Source organism: Bradyrhizobium sp. 192 (genome assembly GCF_023100965.1).
Lineage (GTDB): Bacteria > Pseudomonadota > Alphaproteobacteria > Rhizobiales > Xanthobacteraceae > Bradyrhizobium > Bradyrhizobium symbiodeficiens.
On record NZ_CP064690.1, the window covers coordinates 5,210,709 to 5,229,315 of the forward strand.

Sequence of the window (18,607 nt, forward strand, 5' to 3'; positions counted from 1 at the left end):
CGCGGTGTTGACGAGGCAGGTCGCAGCGGCGGAGTAACATGCGGCCCGGATCATTTCGGGGGACGCCGTCATGATGAATCGCAGAACCATGCTCATAACCGCGCTGGCCGGCACGCTGGCGCCGGCAACGCGCGCGCTTGCCGATAGCGGCATGAGCCGGATTTCGGCCTACGCCTTCTCCTTCCCCGCTTTGTCCGGCGACGACATCCGCCTCGCCGCTTCCACCGGTAAGCCGCTGCTGGTGGTCAACACGGCCTCGCTCTGTGGCTACACGCCGCAATATGCCGGCCTGCAGGAGCTCTGGAACGAGTTTCGCGCGCGCGGGCTCACGGTGATCGGCGTGCCTTCCAACGATTTCGGCGGCCAGGAGCCCGGCGGCAGCAGCGAGATCACGGAGACCGCGCACCACCAATATGGTGTTACCTTTCCGATCATGGCCAAGGCCATCGTGGTCGGCGCAAAGGCTCATCCGTTCTACAAATGGGCCGCTGAGGCGCGGCCAAGGGAAGTTCCGCGCTGGAACTTCCACAAATATCTGATCGGCCGCGACGGCTATATCGCCGAGGTCTTTCCGTCCGCGGTCGAACCCGCCGACACACGGATCAAGACGGCCATTGCCAGGACGCTGGCCGCCAGTTGATGCAAGGCGCGCCAATCCGGCTGGGCACAATTGTGGCAAGGTGCCAAACAGCCGTTGCAAAGGCGATGGCCCACCATCTAGGCTAGGATCGTTTGGGGCAGGATGGGTTTTGCCCGCGTCGAAAAAAGACGCGGCGGAACAACGGGATCAATCTCGAGGACAACACCATGCGTGTGGCGGCAGGACTGATTTTGGCAAGCGCGATATCGGTCGCGATGACCGGCGCAGCGTGGTCGCAGACGCCGGCGGCAAAGCCCGCAGCCGCGACGCAAGCCGCACCCGCGGCGACGGCGGCCGCAGCCGCGCCTGCGGCCGCTACACCCGCAACTCCCGCGGTCGCCGCAGCACCAGCGGGCTTCGTCAATCCGCCCCCGCCCAAGCAGGCGCCGCAGCCGGCGCGCGCGGCCTGCAACACGCCCGGCGCGCTCGGTGTCGCCCGCACCGTCGAGATCGATACTACGGGCGGTCCCGGCTTCGGCTTCGAGCATTTCAAGGAGCTCGACTTCCTGCGCGACAAGGAGGTGGTGCTGACCTTCGACGACGGCCCCTGGCCGCGTAACACGCCCGCCGTACTGAAGGCGCTCGCCGACGAATGCACCACCGGCATCTTCTTCTCGATCGGCAAGCACGCGACCTACGAGCCGGAGATCCTGAAGCAGGTCTACAACGCCGGCCACACCGTGGGCACTCACACCTGGTCGCACGCCAACCTCAACAACAAGAAGCTCACCGAAGCGCAGCGCAAGGAAGAGATCGAGAAGGGCCTTTCCGCGGTGAAATGGGCACTCGGCGGCATCTCGCCCTCGCCGTTCTTCCGCTTCCCCGCGCTCCAGCATCCGCCGGAGATGGTCACCTATCTCGGCAACCGCAACACCGCGATCTTCTCCTGTGACATCGACTCCTTCGACTTCAAGGCCTCCAAGCCTGAGAAGGTGGTCGAGACCGTGATGAAGAAGCTCGACACCAAGGGCAAGGGCATCATCCTGATGCACGACTTCCAGAAGCACACCGCGGAGGCCCTGCCCGAGTTGCTCAAGCGCCTGAAGGCCGGCGGCTACAAGGTGGTGGCGATGCGCGCCAAATTCCCGGCCTCGTCGCTGCCCGAATACGACCAGGAGCTGCTCAAGGACGCCAAGCTGCCGACGGTGAGCCAGCGCCCGGTCAATTCCGTGGTGACGACCGTTTCCGAATAGACGGCATTGTCTTTCCGTATCGAAGGCTACGTCATCGTCTCCGCCGACGGCATGCTCGCCGACGCCGGCCATGTCATGCCCGACAGCCTGAAGTTCGACGGCGACAAGCTGTTCTTCGAGCAGGCGCTCGATCGCGCCGCGCTGATCGTGCACGGCCGCAACTCGCATGAGCAGCAGCCGAACTCGCCGCAGCGCAGGCGGCTGATCCTGACCCGCAGGATCAAGGCGCTCACCGTCGATCCGGAGATGCCGAACGCGATGCTGTGGAATCCTGAACAAGCGAGCTTCGAGGAGGCCTGCGCCTTTGCCGGTGTCGCCTCCGGAATGGTCGCCGTCATCGGCGGCCCCGTCGTGTTCGAAATGTTCATGGGCCGCTACGATACGTTCTGGCTGTCGCAAGCCCCGCATGTGCGCCTGCCCGGCGGCGAAGGCTGTTTCGTCGGGGTGCCGGCGCGGACGCCGCAGCAGGTGCTGACGTCGCACGGGCTGCAGCCTGATGCGCCGTATTTGCTCGACGCGGCGCATGGCGTGACCGTGACCCCGTGGCGACGAACGTAGGCCCTCAGACGTCCCCGTAGGCCGCCTCGGCCGGACGCGTGGTGCGGCCGTATCCCATGATCATGAACAAGGCGCCCATGATCGACAGGTTTTTCAGCGCGTCGACCACCATCCTGGCATTGTCGGGCGGCGCCTGGTTCCAGAAATCGTCGAACAGCACGGTCGCAATCGCGACGTAGATGATCATCAGCATTGCGAAGAACCGCGCGCCGAAATTCAGCGCGATCATCAACCCCGCTATGATCTCGAGACCGCCGACCGCGATCGCCAGCAGTTGCGGCGTGGTCATGGCAGTGGCCGTCTCGATTTGCTTGGCGTAAGGCGCGACGATGTCGGGCACCACCACCTTGGTGGCGATGAAGTCGGCAGTCGCCTGGATGGCAAAGAGCTTGGTCGCGCCCGTGTAGACGAACAGCACGGCGAACAGGATTCGCCCGAAAGTCACGAACGCTGGCATGATCGGCCTCTTGGCAAAGTGCTAAGCACGGAACGCACGTGGGATTATGAAGAGTCGTGCGCTGGTTTACAAACGGGGAAATGGAGAACTGAAAGTATTACAAGATTTGCGAGACGGGCGCGTAGTGGTTCTCCCTAGCGGAATCGAACCGCCTGGACGAATTCAACCACCACTCTCTCGGCGTCATGGCCGGGCTTGACCGCCATCCACGGCTTGTCCCGCGGCACTGAGATCGTGGATGCCCGCGCCTTCGCCTCGCCGAAGCGGCTTCGGCCGCGCAGGCGGGACAAGCCCGGGCATGACGAGTTCGGGGAATGTTGATCCCTTACGTGAACCAGCCCTTACGTGAACAACGTCGGCTGCCGCGCGGCGCGCTCCTGCGCTTCGACGACTGCCACTGCCGTCATGTTGAGGATGCCGCGTGCCGTCACCGAGGGGGTGAGGATATGTGCCGGGCGCGCCGGGCCGATCAGGATCGGGCCGACCGGAAGCGCGTCCGCCAGCGACTTGATCATCTGATAGGCGACGTTGGCGGTATCCAGCGTCGGCATGATCAGGATGTTGGCCTCGCCCTCGAGATTGGAGTGCGGCAGCACCATTTTCCGCGCGGCCGCCGAAAGTGCCGTGTCGCCCTGCATCTCGCCGTCGGCCTCGATCTCCGGATGCTTTTCCTTGAGCAGCTGGGTCGCACGGCGCATCTTGCGCGAGGAATCGGTGTCGTAGCTGCCGAAATCCGAATGCGAGACGAAGGCGATCTTCGGCTTGATGTTGAATCGCTGGACGTGGACCGCCGCGAGCGAGGCGATTTCCGCGAGCTCTTCCGCGCTCGGATTGGGCCTAACCTGGGTGTCGGCAATGAAGAAGGCGCCCTTGCTCGTGATCAGCAGCGCCAATGCCGCGTAGTCGCTGATGCCCGGACAGAATCCGACGATCTCGCGGACATGGCGCAGATGGCTCATATAGCGGCCCTCGACACCGCACAGCATGGCATCCGCCTCGCCGCGCATGACCGCGAGCGCGGCGATCACCGTGTTGTTGGTGCGCACCACGGTGCGAGCCGCATCCGGCGTCACACCGCGGCGGCCGGCGACCTCGACATAGGACTGCACGTAGGAGCGGTAGCGCGGATCGTCCTCGGGATTGACGAGGTCGAAATCCTTGCCGGCGCGGATCGAGAGGCCGAAGCGCTTGATACGGGCATCCACGACCGACGGACGGCCGACCAGGATCGGCCGCGCCAGATTCTCCTCCAGCACCACCTGCGTGGCGCGCAGCACGCGCTCATCCTCGCCTTCGGCGTAGATCACGCGCACCGGCTGGGTCTTGGCCTTGGCGAACATCGGCTTCATGACGAGGCCGGAGCGGAAGGCGAAGCGCTCCAGCAGCGCGGTGTATTCGTCGAAATTGGTGATCGGCCGCGTCGCGACGCCGGATTCCATTGCCGCCTTCGCCACCGCCGGCGAGATGCGCAGAATCAACCTGGGATCGAACGGGCTCGGGATCAGCGAGCCCGGGCCGAAGCCTTGCGTCTCGCCGGTGTCGAAACCCTGCGCGACGGCATCCGATGGCGCCTCGCGCGCGAGCTGCGCGATGGCCTCGACGGCCGCGAGCTTCATCTCCTCGTTGATGGCGCTGGCGCCGACATCGAGCGCGCCGCGGAAGATGAAGGGGAAGCAGAGGACGTTGTTGACCTGGTTCGGATAGTCGGAGCGACCGGTGCAGATCATCGCATCAGGGCGCACCTTGCGCGCCTCCTCCGGCATGATCTCGGGGGTCGGGTTGGCAAGCGCCATGATCAGCGGCTTGTCGCCCATCGCCTTGGCCATGTCAGGCTTGAGCACGCCGGGCGCGGAGAGCCCGATGAAGATGTCGGCGCCGCCGATGACGTCACCGAGCGTGCGCTTGTCGGTTTTCTGCGCATATACCGCCTTCCAGCGGTCCATCGTGGTGTTGCGGCCTTCGTGAACGAGGCCATCGATGTCGCAGACCCAGATGTTCTTGCGCTGCGCGCCCATCGACACGAGCAGATTGAGTGTCGCGATCGCGGCAGCTCCTGCTCCCGACGCCACGATCTTGACGTCGGAGAGCTTCTTCCCGTTGAGTCGCAGGGCGTTGGTGACGGCGGCGGCGACGATGATGGCGGTGCCATGCTGGTCGTCATGGAAGACCGGGATCTTCATGCGCTCCTTGAGCTGCGCCTCGATCTCGAAGCATTCCGGCCCGCGGATGTCTTCCAGATTGATGCCGCCGAAGGTCGGCTCCAGCGCCGCCACGGTCTCGACCACGCGCTCGATGGTATCGGCGGCGATCTCGATGTCGAACACGTCGATGCCGGCGAACTTCTTGAACAGGACCGCCTTGCCCTCCATCACCGGCTTGGAGGCCAGCGGGCCGATATTGCCGAGGCCGAGCACGGCGGTGCCGTTCGAGACCACCGCGACCAGATTGGAGCGGATCGTTAACGAGGCTGCTTCGCCCGGGTTCTGGGCGATCTCCATGCAGGCCGCAGCAACGCCCGGCGAATAGGCCAGCGCGAGGTCGCGCTGATTGGCAAGCGGCTTGCTCGCCTGGATCTCGAGTTTTCCGGGGCGCGGCAGACGGTGATAGGCCAGCGCCGCCTGGTGGAGATCATCGGAATAGGACGACATGCGGTCTCTTGCCTCGCGTTACCGGCCTCAAACTACGGTGTTCTGACCGGTCTGTCGCGGGTCGCGGTATTCCGGGTCATGGAAACGGGATGAAGCACGCCGGGCGCCCCGGTGGCAACATCGGATTGCGACCCCATCAACAGGCCGCGCGGTCAAACATTTGAAAACCATAGCTTTCCATGGACCGCGCCGCGTTTTGCGAATATGGCAGGTTGCGCGGTGCAAAATGAGCAACTGGAGCTGAGAATGAAGCGGATTCTGGTCGGCCTGGTCGCACTCCTCGTGCTCGGCGCGGGCGGATGGTTCGGCTTCAATCTCTATGTCCAGCACCGGGCCACCGCCGAGGTCGAGACGGCGTTCGAACGGATGCGCTCCGGCGGCGGCAAGGCGAGCCACGGCAAGATCACGTTCGAACTCGCGAGCCGGACGCTGACGATCGAGGACATCAATGTCGAGCCCGGCCAGCCGCAACTCGCCAACGTCAAGATCGCAAAGGTCACGGCCGTCGGCGTAAGCCAACCGGATGACGCCCGTTTCTCGGCCGACAGCATTGAAGTGTCCGGGGTCGAGGTCGCCTTCTCGTATACCGAGCCCACAAAGCTGAAGGCGAACTACAAGATTCCGCAGATCAGCGCCCGCGATTTTTCGGGCCCGACCCGTGCAGACGGCGCTCCGTTGTCCGGCTCGATCATCGACATGTACCGCTTCATGCTCGCGCAATACGCGACCGTCTCGGCCTCCTCGATCGCGGTGCCGACCGTCACGGTCAACGTCGATGCGGGCACCGGCAATGCCGGCAGCGGAGATTACGTCTATGCGGGCCTGTCGGTCCAGAACGTCAATCGCGGCAAGATCGGAGCGGCAAAGACGGACCGCTTCACCTATTCGCTCGATCTGGCCCAGCCGGGCAAGCCCGCGAGAATGACCGGCGAGCTGTCCGGACTTGCCGCCTACGATTTCGACGCGACCCCTGTGAGGGCCGCGCTCGAACAGCAAGGGTCGAGCGACGACAGTTTCCACAAGGTCTATCGGCGCGTCACCGCCAATTCATATGTGGTGACGACGGCACCGGGCGTGCGCGTACAGGTTGACGGCTTCACCTTCGACGACATTGCGATCCGGCCTTCGAAATTCCGCCCGGCCGAGATCATCGCGCTGGTGCCGGCCGAGGGCTCGACCCCCACGCCGGCGCAGTCGCGCGACATCATGGAAAAGGTGGCCGACTTCTTCGAGGGCTTTCAGATCGCCAAGGTCGAAGTCGGCAAGCAGACGGTCGAGACGCCGCAAGGGACGGGACGACTCAATGCCGTCAAATACGACCAGGACAAGATCGCGCTGGAAGGCCTCGTCATGCCGCTGCCGCAGGGGCAGCTCAAGATGGAGAGCTTCGCTCTGAAGTCCTTCAGCGCGGCGAAACTGATGCGCTGGGCCGCAAGTCTTCGATCGCCCGGACAACCGCCCTCGCCCGATCAGATGCTCGGCTTGTTCCGTGTGCTCGAAGGCGCCGAAATCAAGGGCGTGGTGGCGCCCTACAAGAACACGCGCCAGCTCGTCACCATCGACACGCTGAGCCTGAACTGGGGGCAATTGGTCGGCTCGATCCCAAGCAAGGCCAATCTGGTCGTGAAGATGGTCACTCCCACCGATCCTGCCAATCCCGCGCAGCGGCCGCTGATCATGGCGGGCGTGGACAAGCTCGCGATCGACCTCGATCTCGGCGCCGCCTGGACGGAGTCGTCAGGCGCATTCGCGCTTGCGCCGGCCACGATCGATCTCGGCAATCTCGCCAGGGCACAGGCCCGCTTCGCACTCGCCAACGTGCCGCGCAGCCTGTTCACGATCGACCCGGTGCAGGCGATGAGCCAGGCAGCGCAGGTCGAAACCGGTGCGTTCGAGCTCTCCTTGCGCGACAGCGGCGTCGTCGATCTCGTCGTGGCGCAGTTCTCGCGAATGCAGAATGTCAGCCGCGATGCCGCGCGCAGCGCCATCGTCGAGATGATCCGGGCCCAGGGCGAGAAGATCGCCGGGTCCAATGCCGATACCAGGGGCGCGGTGGATGCGCTCGCTGGCTTCGTCGAAACGCCGGGGCAGACGCTGACCATCAAGCTCGCGCCCCGCGCCAAGGTGCCGCTGCTGCAATTGATGCAGCTCGTCCAGAGCGACCCGGAGAGCGCACTCGCGCAGTTCAAGATCGAGGCGTCGACGGGGCTTTAGAACTTTTCCGGCATCGGCACGCTCACGGGCCGTAGCCTCGTTCGGGTGTGAAGGGCTTCGCCCCTCACTTCTGCGGCAGATTCACCCGCACATGCAACTCGCGGAGCTGTTTGGTCGATGCTTCCGACGGCGCGCCCATCAGCAAATCCATGGCCTGCTGGTTCATCGGGAACAGCGAGATCTCGCGCAGATTGTTGGTGCCGCACAAGAGCATCACGATGCGGTCCACACCCGCGGCCATGCCGCCATGCGGCGGCGCGCCGTACTGGAAGGCGCGGTACATGCCGCCGAAGCGGTCGACCACTTCCTGCTCGCCGTAGCCTGCGATCTCGAACGCCTTCACCATGGCTTCCGGCACGTGATTGCGGATGCCGCCCGAGGCGATCTCGTAGCCGTTGCAGGTGATGTCGTACTGGAACGCCTTGATGGTCAGCGGGTCCTGGCCCTTCAGCGCGTCGAGGCCACCCTGCGGCATCGAGAACGGATTGTGCGAGAAATCGACCTTCTTGTCCTCCTCGTTGTACTCGTACATCGGGAAGTCGACGATCCAGGCGAGCTCGAACCGCTCCTTGTCGGTGAGATTCAATTCCTCGCCGACCTTGTTGCGGGCCAAACCAGAAAACTTCCAGAACTTGTCGGGATCGCCGGCGACGAAGAAGGCGGCATCGCCTTCCTTGGTGCCGATCTGCGCGCGGATCGCGGCGGTGCGCTCCGGCCCGATGTTGTTCGCCAAGGGACCAGCGCCCTCACCGCCCTCGCGCCACATGATGTAGCCCAGCCCAGGCTGGCCCTCACCTTGTGCCCACGAATTCATGCGGTCGCAGAACGCACGGCTGCCGCCGCCCGGCGCCGGGATCGCCCAGACCTGGTTCTTGGGATCTTCGAGCATGCGCGCGAACACCTTGAAGCCACTTCCGCGGAAGTGCTCGGAGACATCCTGCATCTCGATGGGGTTGCGCAAATCCGGCTTGTCGCTGCCGTATTTGCGCAGCGCCTCGGCAAACGGAATACGGCGCCAATTCTTCGACACCGGCTTGCCCTTGGCAAACTCCTCGAACACGCCGGTGATGACGGGCTCCATCGCCGCGAACACGTCTTCCTGGGTGACAAAGCTCATCTCGACGTCGAGCTGATAAAACTCGCCGGGCAGGCGGTCGGCGCGCGGGTCCTCGTCGCGGAAGCACGGCGCGATCTGGAAATAGCGGTCGAAGCCCGACATCATCAGCAGCTGCTTGTACTGCTGTGGCGCCTGCGGCAACGCGTAGAACTTGCCGGGGTGGATGCGCGACGGCACCAGGAAGTCGCGCGCGCCTTCCGGCGAGGACGCGGTCAGGATCGGCGTGTTGAACTCGAAGAAGCCCTGCCCCTCCATCCGCCGGCGCATCGACTTGATGATTTCGATGCGCGTCATGATGTTCTGGTGCAGCTTTTCGCGGCGCAGGTCGAGGAAGCGGTACTTCAGGCGGATGTCTTCAGGATATTCCTGGTCGCCGAACACCGGCAGCGGCAGGTCGCCGGCCGGGCCCAGCACCTCGATCTCGGTGACGTAGATTTCGATCTTGCCGGTCGGCAGATCATCATTGTCGGTGCCCTCGGGGCGGCGGCGGGCCTTGCCGTCCATCCGCACCACGAATTCCGAGCGCAGCTTCTCGGCCTGCGCGAAGGCCGGCGAGTCCGGATCGACCACGCATTGGGTCAGGCCGTAATGGTCGCGCAGGTCGATGAACAGCACGCCGCCATGGTCGCGAACGCGATGGACCCAGCCTGAGAGGCGGACCGTCTCGCCGATGTTGCTCTCGCGGAGCGCGCCGCATGTATGTGACCGGTAGCGATGCATGGTCGTCCCAAAAATGATGTCGGAGGAAACGAATCGGACGACCTGTCACGGCCGGTCCGAGATTGCGGCAGGGTTTACCCGACGAGGCCGGGGGCGGCAACCAAGGGAACGCCCTGTTTTGGGCCGGAAGCGCCCAATTTTACCCAATCTCGGCCCATCCCTTTGCCATCAGCCGTTCCAGCCCTATCTTGAGGCCATGACAGTGCATTTCCCCTTCCAGAACTCCTATTCGGCGCTGCCGGACAGCTTCTTTGCCCGCGTTGCGCCGACCCCGGTCGCGGCCCCCCGGCTGATCAAGTTGAACCGGCCGCTGGCGCTCCAGCTCGGGCTCGATCCCGACTTGCTGGAGACCCCCGAAGGCGCGGCGATCCTGGCCGGCAAGACGGTTCCGGAAGGCGCCGATCCCATTGCCATGGCCTATGCCGGCCACCAGTTCGGGCATTTCGTGCCCCAGCTCGGCGACGGCCGCGCCATCCTGCTCGGCGAGGTCATCGACAGAGACGGCGTCCGCCGCGACATCCAGCTCAAGGGATCTGGTCCCACCCCGTTCTCCCGCCGCGGCGACGGCCGCGCCGCGCTCGGGCCGGTGCTGCGCGAATACATCGTCAGCGAAGCGATGTTCGCGCTCGGCATTCCGACCACCCGCTCGCTCGCGGCCGTGATCACTGGCGAGCACGTCATCCGCGAGACCGCGCTGCCCGGCGCGGTGCTGACGCGTGTCGCAGCGAGCCACATCCGGGTCGGCACCTTCCAGTTCTTCGCCGCCCGCCGGGATACCGAGGCGGTCCGGCGGCTCGCCGACCACGTGATCGTCAGGCACTATCCGGAGCTGCGCGACCTGGAGCGGCCCTATCACGCGCTGCTCGCCGGCGTGGTCGCGCGCCAGGCCGAGCTCGTCGCGCGCTGGCTGCTGGTCGGCTTCATCCACGGCGTGATGAACACCGACAATTCCTCGATCTCCGGCGAGACCATCGATTACGGCCCCTGCGCCTTCATGGACGCCTACAACCCTTCGCAGGTGTTTTCGTCGATTGACGAGATGGGCCGCTACGCCTACGCCAACCAACCGCGCATCGCGCTGTGGAATCTGACGCGCCTCGCCGAATGCCTGCTGCCGCTGTTCTCCGACGAGCAGGAGAAGGCGGTCGCCGAAGCCCAGGATATTCTCGGCGCCTTCTCCGACCAATTCAGCGCCGCCTATCAGGCCGGCCTGCGCAGGAAGGTCGGCTTGTTCACGGAGCGCGACGGCGACGAGGCGCTGATTCAGGACCTGCTGGATGCCATGGCCAAGAACCAGGCCGACTTCACCCTCACCTTCCGCAAGCTCGGCGACGCCGCCGTTGAAGACAGCGCGGATGCGCGCGCGCAGTTCATGGAGCCCGCAGCCTTCGACGAATGGGCCGGCCGCTGGCGCGCGCGTATCGCGCTGGAGCAGCAAGGCGCTACCGAGCGGCAGGCCGCGATGCACGCGGTCAATCCCATGTTCATCCCGCGCAACCATCGCGTCGAAGCCGTGATCCAGGCCGCCGTCAACGACGACAATTACGCGCCGTTCGAGGAATTGGTGAAGGTACTGGCCAAGCCGTTCGACGATCAGCCCGCGTATGCCGCCTACGCCGATCCGCCGCTGCCGGACCAGCGTGTGCTGCAGACGTTCTGCGGGACGTGAGGCGGGTTCGACCGTTCACTACCATCCCTGAATTATCCACTGCGTGGATCGCGCCTTGCGCGGTCCGTTGCTGTCCCGCGGGCCCTGTGGACACGTCTGCCCGCCGGAACCGCTGTCATCAAACTGAAACACACACGCTCTAACCGCCTGTCAGGGTCGTCTTGCCGGAGACGTCCTTTCTCCAACACCCCTGACAAGCGCCATGCCCTTCAAATTCATCCACCTCACCGACACGCATCTGGCGAACCCCGGCTCGACCCTCTATGGCCTCGATCCGCGCGCCCGGCTGGACGCGGCCATTGCCGACATCAACAAGCATCAATCCGACGCCGCCTTCGCGGTCGTGACCGGCGATCTCACCCATTGGGGCGAGGCTCAGTCCTACGCCAATTTCGCCGACGCGATGGCCGCGCTCAAGATTCCCTACATCGCCATGGTCGGCAATCACGACCGCCGCGTCACCTGCCTCGACGCGCTCAAGGCCGCGCCGCGCGATCCCAACGGCTTCGTGCAGGGCACGCGCACCACCGAGCACGGCCTGTTCGTCTTCCTCGACACACTGGACGAGACCAGCCACGCCGGCGAGATGTGCGCCAAGCGCTTCGACTGGCTCGCGAAGACGCTTGCCAACGCGCCCGCCGACCAGCCCTTCGTCGTGTTCATGCATCACCCGCCTTTCCCGATCGGCGTCCATGCGATGGACGAGATCGGACTGAAACAGAGCGCGGAGTTCGCCGAGGTGATCGCGCCCCATCGCTCCCGCATCCGCCACCTCTTCTTCGGTCATGTGCACCGTCCCATCTTCGGCAGCTACGGCAAGATTCCGTTCTCCACCCTGCGCGGCACCAACCATCAGGTCTGGTTCGAGCTCGACGCCGGCGCGCCGCATCTGGCCAGCCACGAGTCGCCCGCCTATGGCGTGGTGCTGATCGACGACGAGAACCTGGTCGTACACAGCCACGACTTCCTCGACACCAGTCTGCGCTTCCCCTTCGAGCCACCGGCGGGGGTGGACGGCCGCGACTATGCACTCAACTTTCCGGCGCGGTGAGATGAGCCTCGCCGAACCCGCGACTCTTCCGGTCGCGACCTCGGCGGCGCCGCGCCTGGACGTGCCCAAGCGCCTCGTCGCGCGCTTCAAAGCTTCGCTGCCCGCCTATCTCCTGCTGCTCCCCTCGCTGGTCTTCCTCGCGCTGTTCACCTATGGCGCGATGGGCCGCGTGCTGATCGATGCGCTCTACCAGCGCGCCACGCCGAAGGCCCCCGTCCGCTTCGTCGGTCTCGACAACATCGCGGCGGTGCTGGCCGACCCCGCCTTCTCCGGCGCGGTCGTCAACAATCTCGTCTATGCGGTCGGCACGGCGATCCCGAGCATCGGCCTCGCGCTCCTGTTCGCGCTGACGCTGTCGCGCACCCATGCCGTGAGCAGCGCGCTGCGCGCCGCGCTGTTCCTGCCGGTGTTGATCCCGATGGTCGCGGCCTCCGCGCTGTTCATGTTCATCTTCCTGCCCAATGTCGGCCTGCTCGATTACTACATCGGCCGCCTGCTTCCGGTGCTGCCGAACTGGCTCGGCGATCCCGACATCGCGCTTTACGCGATCATGATCATCACGATCTGGAAGAACGCCGGCTATTACATGCTGTTCTTCCTCGCCGGCCTGCAGGCCGTGCCCGAAGACGTGATGGAAGCCGCGCATCTCGACGGCGCCGGGCCTTATCAGCGCCTGCGCCATATCATTCTGCCGGAGCTCAAGCCCACCTTCCTGTTCGTCATCGTCATCGCGATCCTCAACGCGGTGACGCAGGTCGACCACGTCTTCGTCATGACCCAGGGTGGGCCGTCGAATTCGACCAACCTCGTGCTGTTCTACATCTACCAGCAGGCGGTCGAGCATTACGACGTCGGCAAGGCCTCGGCCGCGACCCTGCTGACGCTCGCCGCGCTGATGGGCCTGACCGCGCTCTCCTTCCGCACCATGGCCAACCGCGAGGGCGGGCCATGAAGCTGATCGACTGGCTCTACAAGGACACCCCGCTCGCCACACGGGGCGAGATCACGCCCAATCTCGGCTTCCTGCTGACCGTGCTGCTCGCGATCGTCTGGCTCATCCCCTTCCTGTGGATGGTCGTCGCGACGCTGCGCCCGGCCTCCGACGGCATCAACGCCATGGCCGAGCTGATGCCGAGCCTGAAGCCGACGCTCGACAATGTCAGGGACGCCTGGGAGATCGGCGACTTCCCGCGCTACACGCTCAACACCACGATCATCTGCGCCGGCATTCTGCTGGTGCAGTTCGTCACGATCACGCTGGCGGGCTTTGCCTTTGCGCGCCTCGACTTCGCCGGCAAGTCGCTGATCTTCTATCTATTCCTGATGCAGCTGATGCTGGTGCCGGTGCTGCTGATCGTGCCGAATCTCAGCCTCGTGGCGCGGCTCGGCCTCTACGACACGCTCGCCGGCGTGATGATGCCGTTCTTCGCCTCCGCCTTCGGCACCTTCCTGATGCGCCAGGCATTCGAGGCGATTCCGACCGAGCTCGAGGATGCCGCCCTGATCGACGGAGCGAGCCTGCTCCAGCGCATCCGCCACATCTACGTGCCGCTGTCGATGCCGAGCTTCTCGGCCTTCGCCATCATCTCGGTGACCAGCCACTGGAACGACTTCCTGTGGCCGCTGATGGTGATCAACTCGCCGGACAAGCGGCCGCTCACGGTCGGGCTCTCGGTCTTCACCAAGACCGCCGAAGGCACGCAGGCCTGGGGCACCATCGCCGCCGGCACGCTGATGGTGATCGCACCGCTGCTCATCACGTTCCTGATTTTCCAGAAGCGCTTCATCAGCTCTTTCGTCACCTCAGGCATCAAATAGGAGATTCTTCGATGCTGTTTTCCCGCAGGCTCATGTTCGGCCTCGCTATGGCAGGTACTCTGGCAAGCGCCCTCGCCTTTCCGGCTCTTGCCGGCGAAGGCCCGACCGAGATCGATCTGTTCTTTCCCGTCCCCGTCGACGGCAAGCTCGCCCGCGACATGGGCACCCTGATCAAGGAGTTCAACGACGGTCACCCCGATATCAAGGCGACCGCCGTCTACACCGGCTCCTATGACGACACGCTGATCAAGACGCGCGCCGCGATCAAGGCCGGCAAGCCGCCGTCCGCCGTGATCATGTCGGCGAACTTCCTGCTCGACATGCAGATCGAGAACGAACTGACCAATCTCGATGCCCTGATCAAGGCCGACGGCACCACCAAGGAGCAGTTCCTCGGCCAGTTCTTCCCCGCGCTGCAGGGCAACGCGGTGATCAACCGCTCCGTCTACGGCGTGCCGTTCCACAATTCGACGCCGCTGCTCTACATCAACGCCGACAAGGCCAAGGAAGCCGGCCTCGACCCGAGCAAGCCGCCGCAGACCTGGGCCGAGCTCACCGACTGGGCCAAGAAGCTCACCAAGCGCGAGGGCGACAAGGTGACCCAATGGGGCATCGCGATCCCCTGCGCCTACGACTATTGCGGCTGGATGATGGAAACGCTCACCATGAGCAATGGCGGGCGCTACTACAACGAGGAGTTCGGCGGCGAGGTCTATTACGACACGCCCTCGATGCTGGGCGCGCTCACCTGGTGGAACGACCTCGTGTACAAGCACAAGGTCCACGCCCCCGGCGCCACGCCGGGACCAGCCGTCAGCACCTCCTTCATCTCGGGCAATGCCGCGATGATGATGCTCTCGACGGGCTCGCTGACCTATGTGCGCGACAACGCCAAGTTCGCCTACAAGGTCGCGTTCATCCCGCGCAACGTCCGCAACGCCGTGCCGATCGGCGGCGCCTCGCTGATCATTCCGGCAGGGCTCGAGGCCGACAAGCAGAAGGCGGCCTGGACGCTGATCAAGTGGATGACCTCGCCGGAGAAAAGCGGCTGGTGGAGCCGCGCCACCGGCTATTTCGCGCCCAACATGGCGGCGTACAAGACGCCCGAGATGGTCGACTTCCTCAACAAGAACCCGGACGCCAAGACCGCCGTCGAGCAGCTCGACGTCGCCAAGCCGTGGTTCGCGACCTACAAGACCGTGCCGGTGCGCAAGACGCTGGAGGACGAGGTGATGCTGGTCCTCAACGGCAAGAAGCAGCCGAAGGAAGCCCTCGTCGCCGCGCAAAAGGCCGCCGACGAGACGCTCAAGCCGTACAACGCGGATACCTCGCTGAAGCTGCCGTAAGGCTCGCTGCAACCGCCAACGACCATCGGCGCTCCGTCATGCGGGGCGCCGATTTCGCTTTAGGCGGCCCCCGCCATTAACCCCCCGTCCACCATCCGACCGACCGCGCCGCCGGTAACCATTGCAATTAACAGACCCTCAACGCACCCCCGACAAATCTACCTATGTTTCTGGAGGTTTCGCCGTGGATCTGTTGGTTATCGAGTTCCTGGGGTTGGCGCTGGTCGCCATGTGCGTGGTCGTGGTGGCGCTGCCCCGCGGCCGCAAATCCTCGCACCGGGTCCGCTACGAATAGGAATTTCGTCGGAAAAAGCGATTCCGGCCCGAATGCAAGGCTCGAATTCGCACTGAGCCCCTTGACATCACAGCACTTTCGGCAGATCGGCTGATATCACGTGTCATGGGTCGTTCATGGATTTGATTACCACCACCGCTGACCTCGCGGCTGCCTGCAGCCGACTGGCCAAGCACCCCGTCATAACCGTCGATACCGAGTTCCTGCGAGAGACCACCTACTACCCGCTGCTATGCGTGGTGCAGATGGCCAGCGCCGAGGAAGCCATCGTCGTCGATACCCTGGCCGCAGGCATCGACCTCAAGCCGTTCTTCGAGCTGATGGCCAACGAGGCCGTGCTGAAGGTCTTCCACGCCGCCCGCCAGGACATCGAGATCATCTGGCACCAGGCCAACATCATCCCGCACCCGGTGTTCGACACCCAGGTTGCCGCGATGGTGCTCGGTTACGGCGACAGCATCGCCTACGACGCCCTGGTCGAGAAGGTCACCGGCCACCGCCCCGACAAGACCCACCGCTTCACCGACTGGTCGCGCCGGCCGCTGACCAAGGAGCAGATGCACTACGCGGTGTCCGACGTCACGCATCTGCGCGACGTGTTTGCAGCGCTCGACGCCGATTTGAAGAAGCGCCGCCGCAGCGAATGGGTCTCCATCGAGATGGAGGTCCTGACCTCGCCCAAGACCTACGACTTCCACCCCGAGCGTGCCTGGGAGCGGCTGAAGACGCGGGTGCGCAAGCCGAAGGATCTCGCAGTGCTGATGGAGGTCGCGGCCTGGCGCGAGCAGGAAGCGCAGAGCCGTGACGTACCGCGCGGCCGCGTGCTGCGCGACGAGGCCATCAGCGATATCGCCACCCACGCGCCGAATACGCTGGAGAAGCTCGCAAACTTGCGCTCGGTGCCGAAGGGCTTTGAGAAATCCAAATGGGGCGCGGACATCGTCGCCGCGGTCACGCGCGGACTGGCGCGCGATCCTGCCACGCTGCCGAAGCTGGAAAAGCCGCGCAACAACAACAATGGCGCCGCCATCGTCGAGCTGTTGAAGGTGCTGCTGCGGATGACCGCCGAGCGCCATGCGGTCGCCAGCAAGGTGATCGCCACGGTCGACGATCTCGAAGAGATCGCAGCCGACGACGAGGCCGACGTCCCCGCCTTGCGCGGCTGGCGCCGCGAGCTGTTCGGCGATGCCGCGCTGAAGCTGAAGCGCGGCGAACTCGCGCTGGCGGTCGAGAAAGGCCGCGTGATCGGGGTTCAGCGGGCGGAATAGGCCCGCGCGCCCTCCCCGAGATCGTCCTGGCTTTCGCCAGGACGACACCAAGAGTGTGGCGAGCCGCTCCGCCCGCTAGGAAGCCCGCCTTACGCCGGCGTCAGCTTCCCGACTTCCGGCTTCATATCGTCGAGCACGCCCGATATCGCCGCGATCAGCTCGTCGATCTGGGCCTTGGTGACGATCAGCGGCGGGCAGATGGCGATGGCGTCCAGCATGTTGCGGGAGATCACGCCGCGCTCCTGCAGCATGCGGCTCGCCATGCCGCCGACGGCGCCGGGCGTCGCCGCGGCGGTCTTGCGGCCCTTGTCGAGCACGAGCTCGATCGCCGCGATCATGCCGACGCCGCGAACCTCGCCGACCAGCGGATGGCTGGTGAGCTCGCGCAGCTTGCCCTGCATGTAGGCACCGAGCTCGGCGGCATGCGCGACCAGGCCGCGTTCCTCGATGATCTTGAGGTTTTCCAGCGCGATCGCCGAGCCGACCGGATGGCCGCCCGCGGTGAAGCCGTGACCGAGCACGCCGATCCTGTTGCTCTCGTCCGCGATCGGCTCGAACATGCGGTCGTTCATGATGATGGCCGAGAGCGGGAAATAGCTCGACGTGATCTGCTTGGAGACGACCATCACGTCCGGCTTGATGCCGTAGGTTTCGCAGCCGAACATCTTGCCGGTGCGGCCGAAGCCGCAGATCACCTCGTCGGCGACCAGCAGGATGTCGTACTTCTTCAGGACCGCCTGGATCTTGTCCCAATAGGTCGCCGGCGGCACGACGACGCCGCCCGCGCCCATCACCGGTTCGCCGAAGAAGGCCGCGATCGTCTCAGGCCCCTCCTTCTGGATCAGCGCATCGAGCTCCTCGGCCCGCCGCGTCGCGAAGGCCTCCTCGCTCTCGCCGGGCGCACCGTCTTTGTAGAAGTGCGGCGAGCCGATGTGCAGGATGTTCGGCAGCGGTAGATCGAACGAGCGATGATTGTTCGGCAGGCCCGTCAGGCTGGCGGATGCAATTGTGACACCGTGATAGCCGCGCATGCGGCTGATGATCTTCTTGCGCTGCGGCTGGCCCAGCGAATTCGAACGATAGGCGATCAGCTTCAGCACGGTGTCGTTGGCTTCCGAGCCGGAATTGGTGAAGAACACCTTGCTCATCGGTACAGGCGCGAGCGCGACCAGCTTCTCGGCAAGGTCGATCGAGGGGCCGTGCGATTTGGCGGAGAAGGTATGGTAGAACGGCAGCGCCAGCATCTGCTTGTGCGCGGCCTCGACCAGCCGCTTCTCGTTGAAGCCGAGACCGACGCTCCACAGGCCTGCCATCGCCTCGAAATAGCGTTTGCCCGATGCGTCGAACACGTAAGGCCCCTCGCCGCGCTCGATCACCAGCGGACCGGCCTGCTGATGCGCGCGCGCATTGGTGTACGAATGGAGCTGGTAGGCCACATCGCGGGCTTCTTGCGAATTGGGCAGCATGGACATTTGCGCAGATCCTTGAAAGCGTCACGTCGCCGGCAGGGCCGGCGTCATCACTCGATGATCAATTACCTTGGCTATTGCGGCAGCGCGGAACTTGCAACGCCAATTCGTCGGCAACAAGCGCTCAGCAGCGATGCACAAAGA

At 64.8% G+C, this 18,607-nt stretch carries 14 protein-coding genes; 10 read left to right on the forward strand and 4 right to left on the reverse strand.

Translation table 11 applies throughout. The features are described 5' to 3' along the window. Nucleotides 1–70: 70 nt before the first annotated feature. From IVB24_RS24075 to IVB24_RS24085, 3 genes are all read left to right on the forward strand, one after another. On the forward strand, nt 71–640 hold the full coding sequence (locus tag IVB24_RS24075; protein ID WP_247769283.1) for a glutathione peroxidase: 570 nt from the start codon (nt 71–73) through the stop codon (nt 638–640). Between the two features lie 167 nt (nt 641–807). Next, nucleotides 808–1,833, forward strand: coding sequence for a polysaccharide deacetylase family protein (locus IVB24_RS24080; RefSeq protein ID WP_247769284.1), 1,026 nt, complete (start codon nt 808–810; stop codon nt 1,831–1,833). Nucleotides 1,834–1,839: 6 nt separating this feature from the next. Continuing rightward, nucleotides 1,840–2,391: a dihydrofolate reductase gene (locus tag IVB24_RS24085; protein WP_162308518.1), complete on the forward strand. Its 552-nt coding sequence runs from the start codon at nt 1,840–1,842 to the stop codon at nt 2,389–2,391. Between the two features lie 4 nt (nt 2,392–2,395). Here IVB24_RS24085 and IVB24_RS24090 read toward each other — a convergent pair whose 3' ends face one another. Then, entirely contained in the window at nt 2,396–2,848 is a 453-nt protein-coding gene (locus IVB24_RS24090) for a DoxX family membrane protein (protein WP_094974468.1), read from the reverse strand. Nucleotides 2,849–3,189: 341 nt separating this feature from the next. Continuing rightward, nucleotides 3,190–5,496 (reverse strand): NADP-dependent malic enzyme, encoded by a 2,307-nt coding sequence (locus IVB24_RS24095; RefSeq protein ID WP_094974469.1) that lies wholly within the window; start codon nt 5,494–5,496, stop codon nt 3,190–3,192. A gap of 246 nt (nt 5,497–5,742) precedes the next feature. Between IVB24_RS24095 and IVB24_RS24100 the strand changes: the two genes are divergently transcribed. Further along, a complete protein-coding gene (locus IVB24_RS24100) occupies nt 5,743–7,710 on the forward strand; it encodes a hypothetical protein (RefSeq protein ID WP_247769285.1) in 1,968 nt (655 codons plus the stop codon). Between the two features lie 64 nt (nt 7,711–7,774). Here the strand turns inward: IVB24_RS24100 and aspS are convergent, their stop codons facing one another. Continuing rightward, a complete protein-coding gene (aspS, locus tag IVB24_RS24105; RefSeq protein ID WP_094974471.1) occupies nt 7,775–9,547 on the reverse strand; it encodes an aspartate--tRNA ligase in 1,773 nt (590 codons plus the stop codon). Nucleotides 9,548–9,743: 196 nt separating this feature from the next. Here aspS and IVB24_RS24110 point away from each other — a divergent pair, with 196 nt between their 5' ends. The 6 genes from IVB24_RS24110 to rnd all read left to right on the forward strand — a co-directional run bounded on the left by IVB24_RS24110 (nt 9,744) and on the right by rnd (nt 16,994). Further along, entirely contained in the window at nt 9,744–11,216 is a 1,473-nt protein-coding gene (locus IVB24_RS24110; RefSeq protein ID WP_247769286.1) for a protein adenylyltransferase SelO, read from the forward strand. 202 nt (nt 11,217–11,418) lie between these two features. Then, a complete protein-coding gene (locus tag IVB24_RS24115; protein ID WP_247769287.1) occupies nt 11,419–12,267 on the forward strand; it encodes a phosphodiesterase in 849 nt (282 codons plus the stop codon). Nucleotide 12,268: 1 nt separating this feature from the next. Beyond that, complete coding sequence (locus IVB24_RS24120; protein ID WP_247769288.1) at nt 12,269–13,219, forward strand: sugar ABC transporter permease; 951 nt, start codon at nt 12,269–12,271, stop codon at nt 13,217–13,219. Further along, nucleotides 13,216–14,085 carry a carbohydrate ABC transporter permease gene (locus IVB24_RS24125; protein WP_247769289.1) on the forward strand — a complete coding sequence of 290 codons (870 nt, stop codon included), beginning with the start codon at nt 13,216–13,218 and terminating at the stop codon, nt 14,083–14,085. Before IVB24_RS24120 ends, IVB24_RS24125 begins: the two co-directional genes overlap by 4 nt. Nucleotides 14,086–14,096: 11 nt before the next feature. Continuing rightward, the gene (locus IVB24_RS24130) at nt 14,097–15,431 is read left to right on the forward strand and encodes an ABC transporter substrate-binding protein (protein WP_247769290.1); all 1,335 of its coding nucleotides are present in this window, start codon (nt 14,097–14,099) and stop codon (nt 15,429–15,431) included. 411 nt (nt 15,432–15,842) lie between these two features. Further along, nucleotides 15,843–16,994: a ribonuclease D gene (gene rnd, locus IVB24_RS24135; RefSeq protein WP_094974477.1), complete on the forward strand. Its 1,152-nt coding sequence runs from the start codon at nt 15,843–15,845 to the stop codon at nt 16,992–16,994. A gap of 89 nt (nt 16,995–17,083) precedes the next feature. On the opposite strand, the gene IVB24_RS24140 is transcribed toward rnd, so the two are convergent. Then, nucleotides 17,084–18,466, reverse strand: coding sequence for an aspartate aminotransferase family protein (locus IVB24_RS24140; protein ID WP_247769291.1), 1,383 nt, complete (start codon nt 18,464–18,466; stop codon nt 17,084–17,086). Nucleotides 18,467–18,607 lie beyond the last annotated feature (141 nt).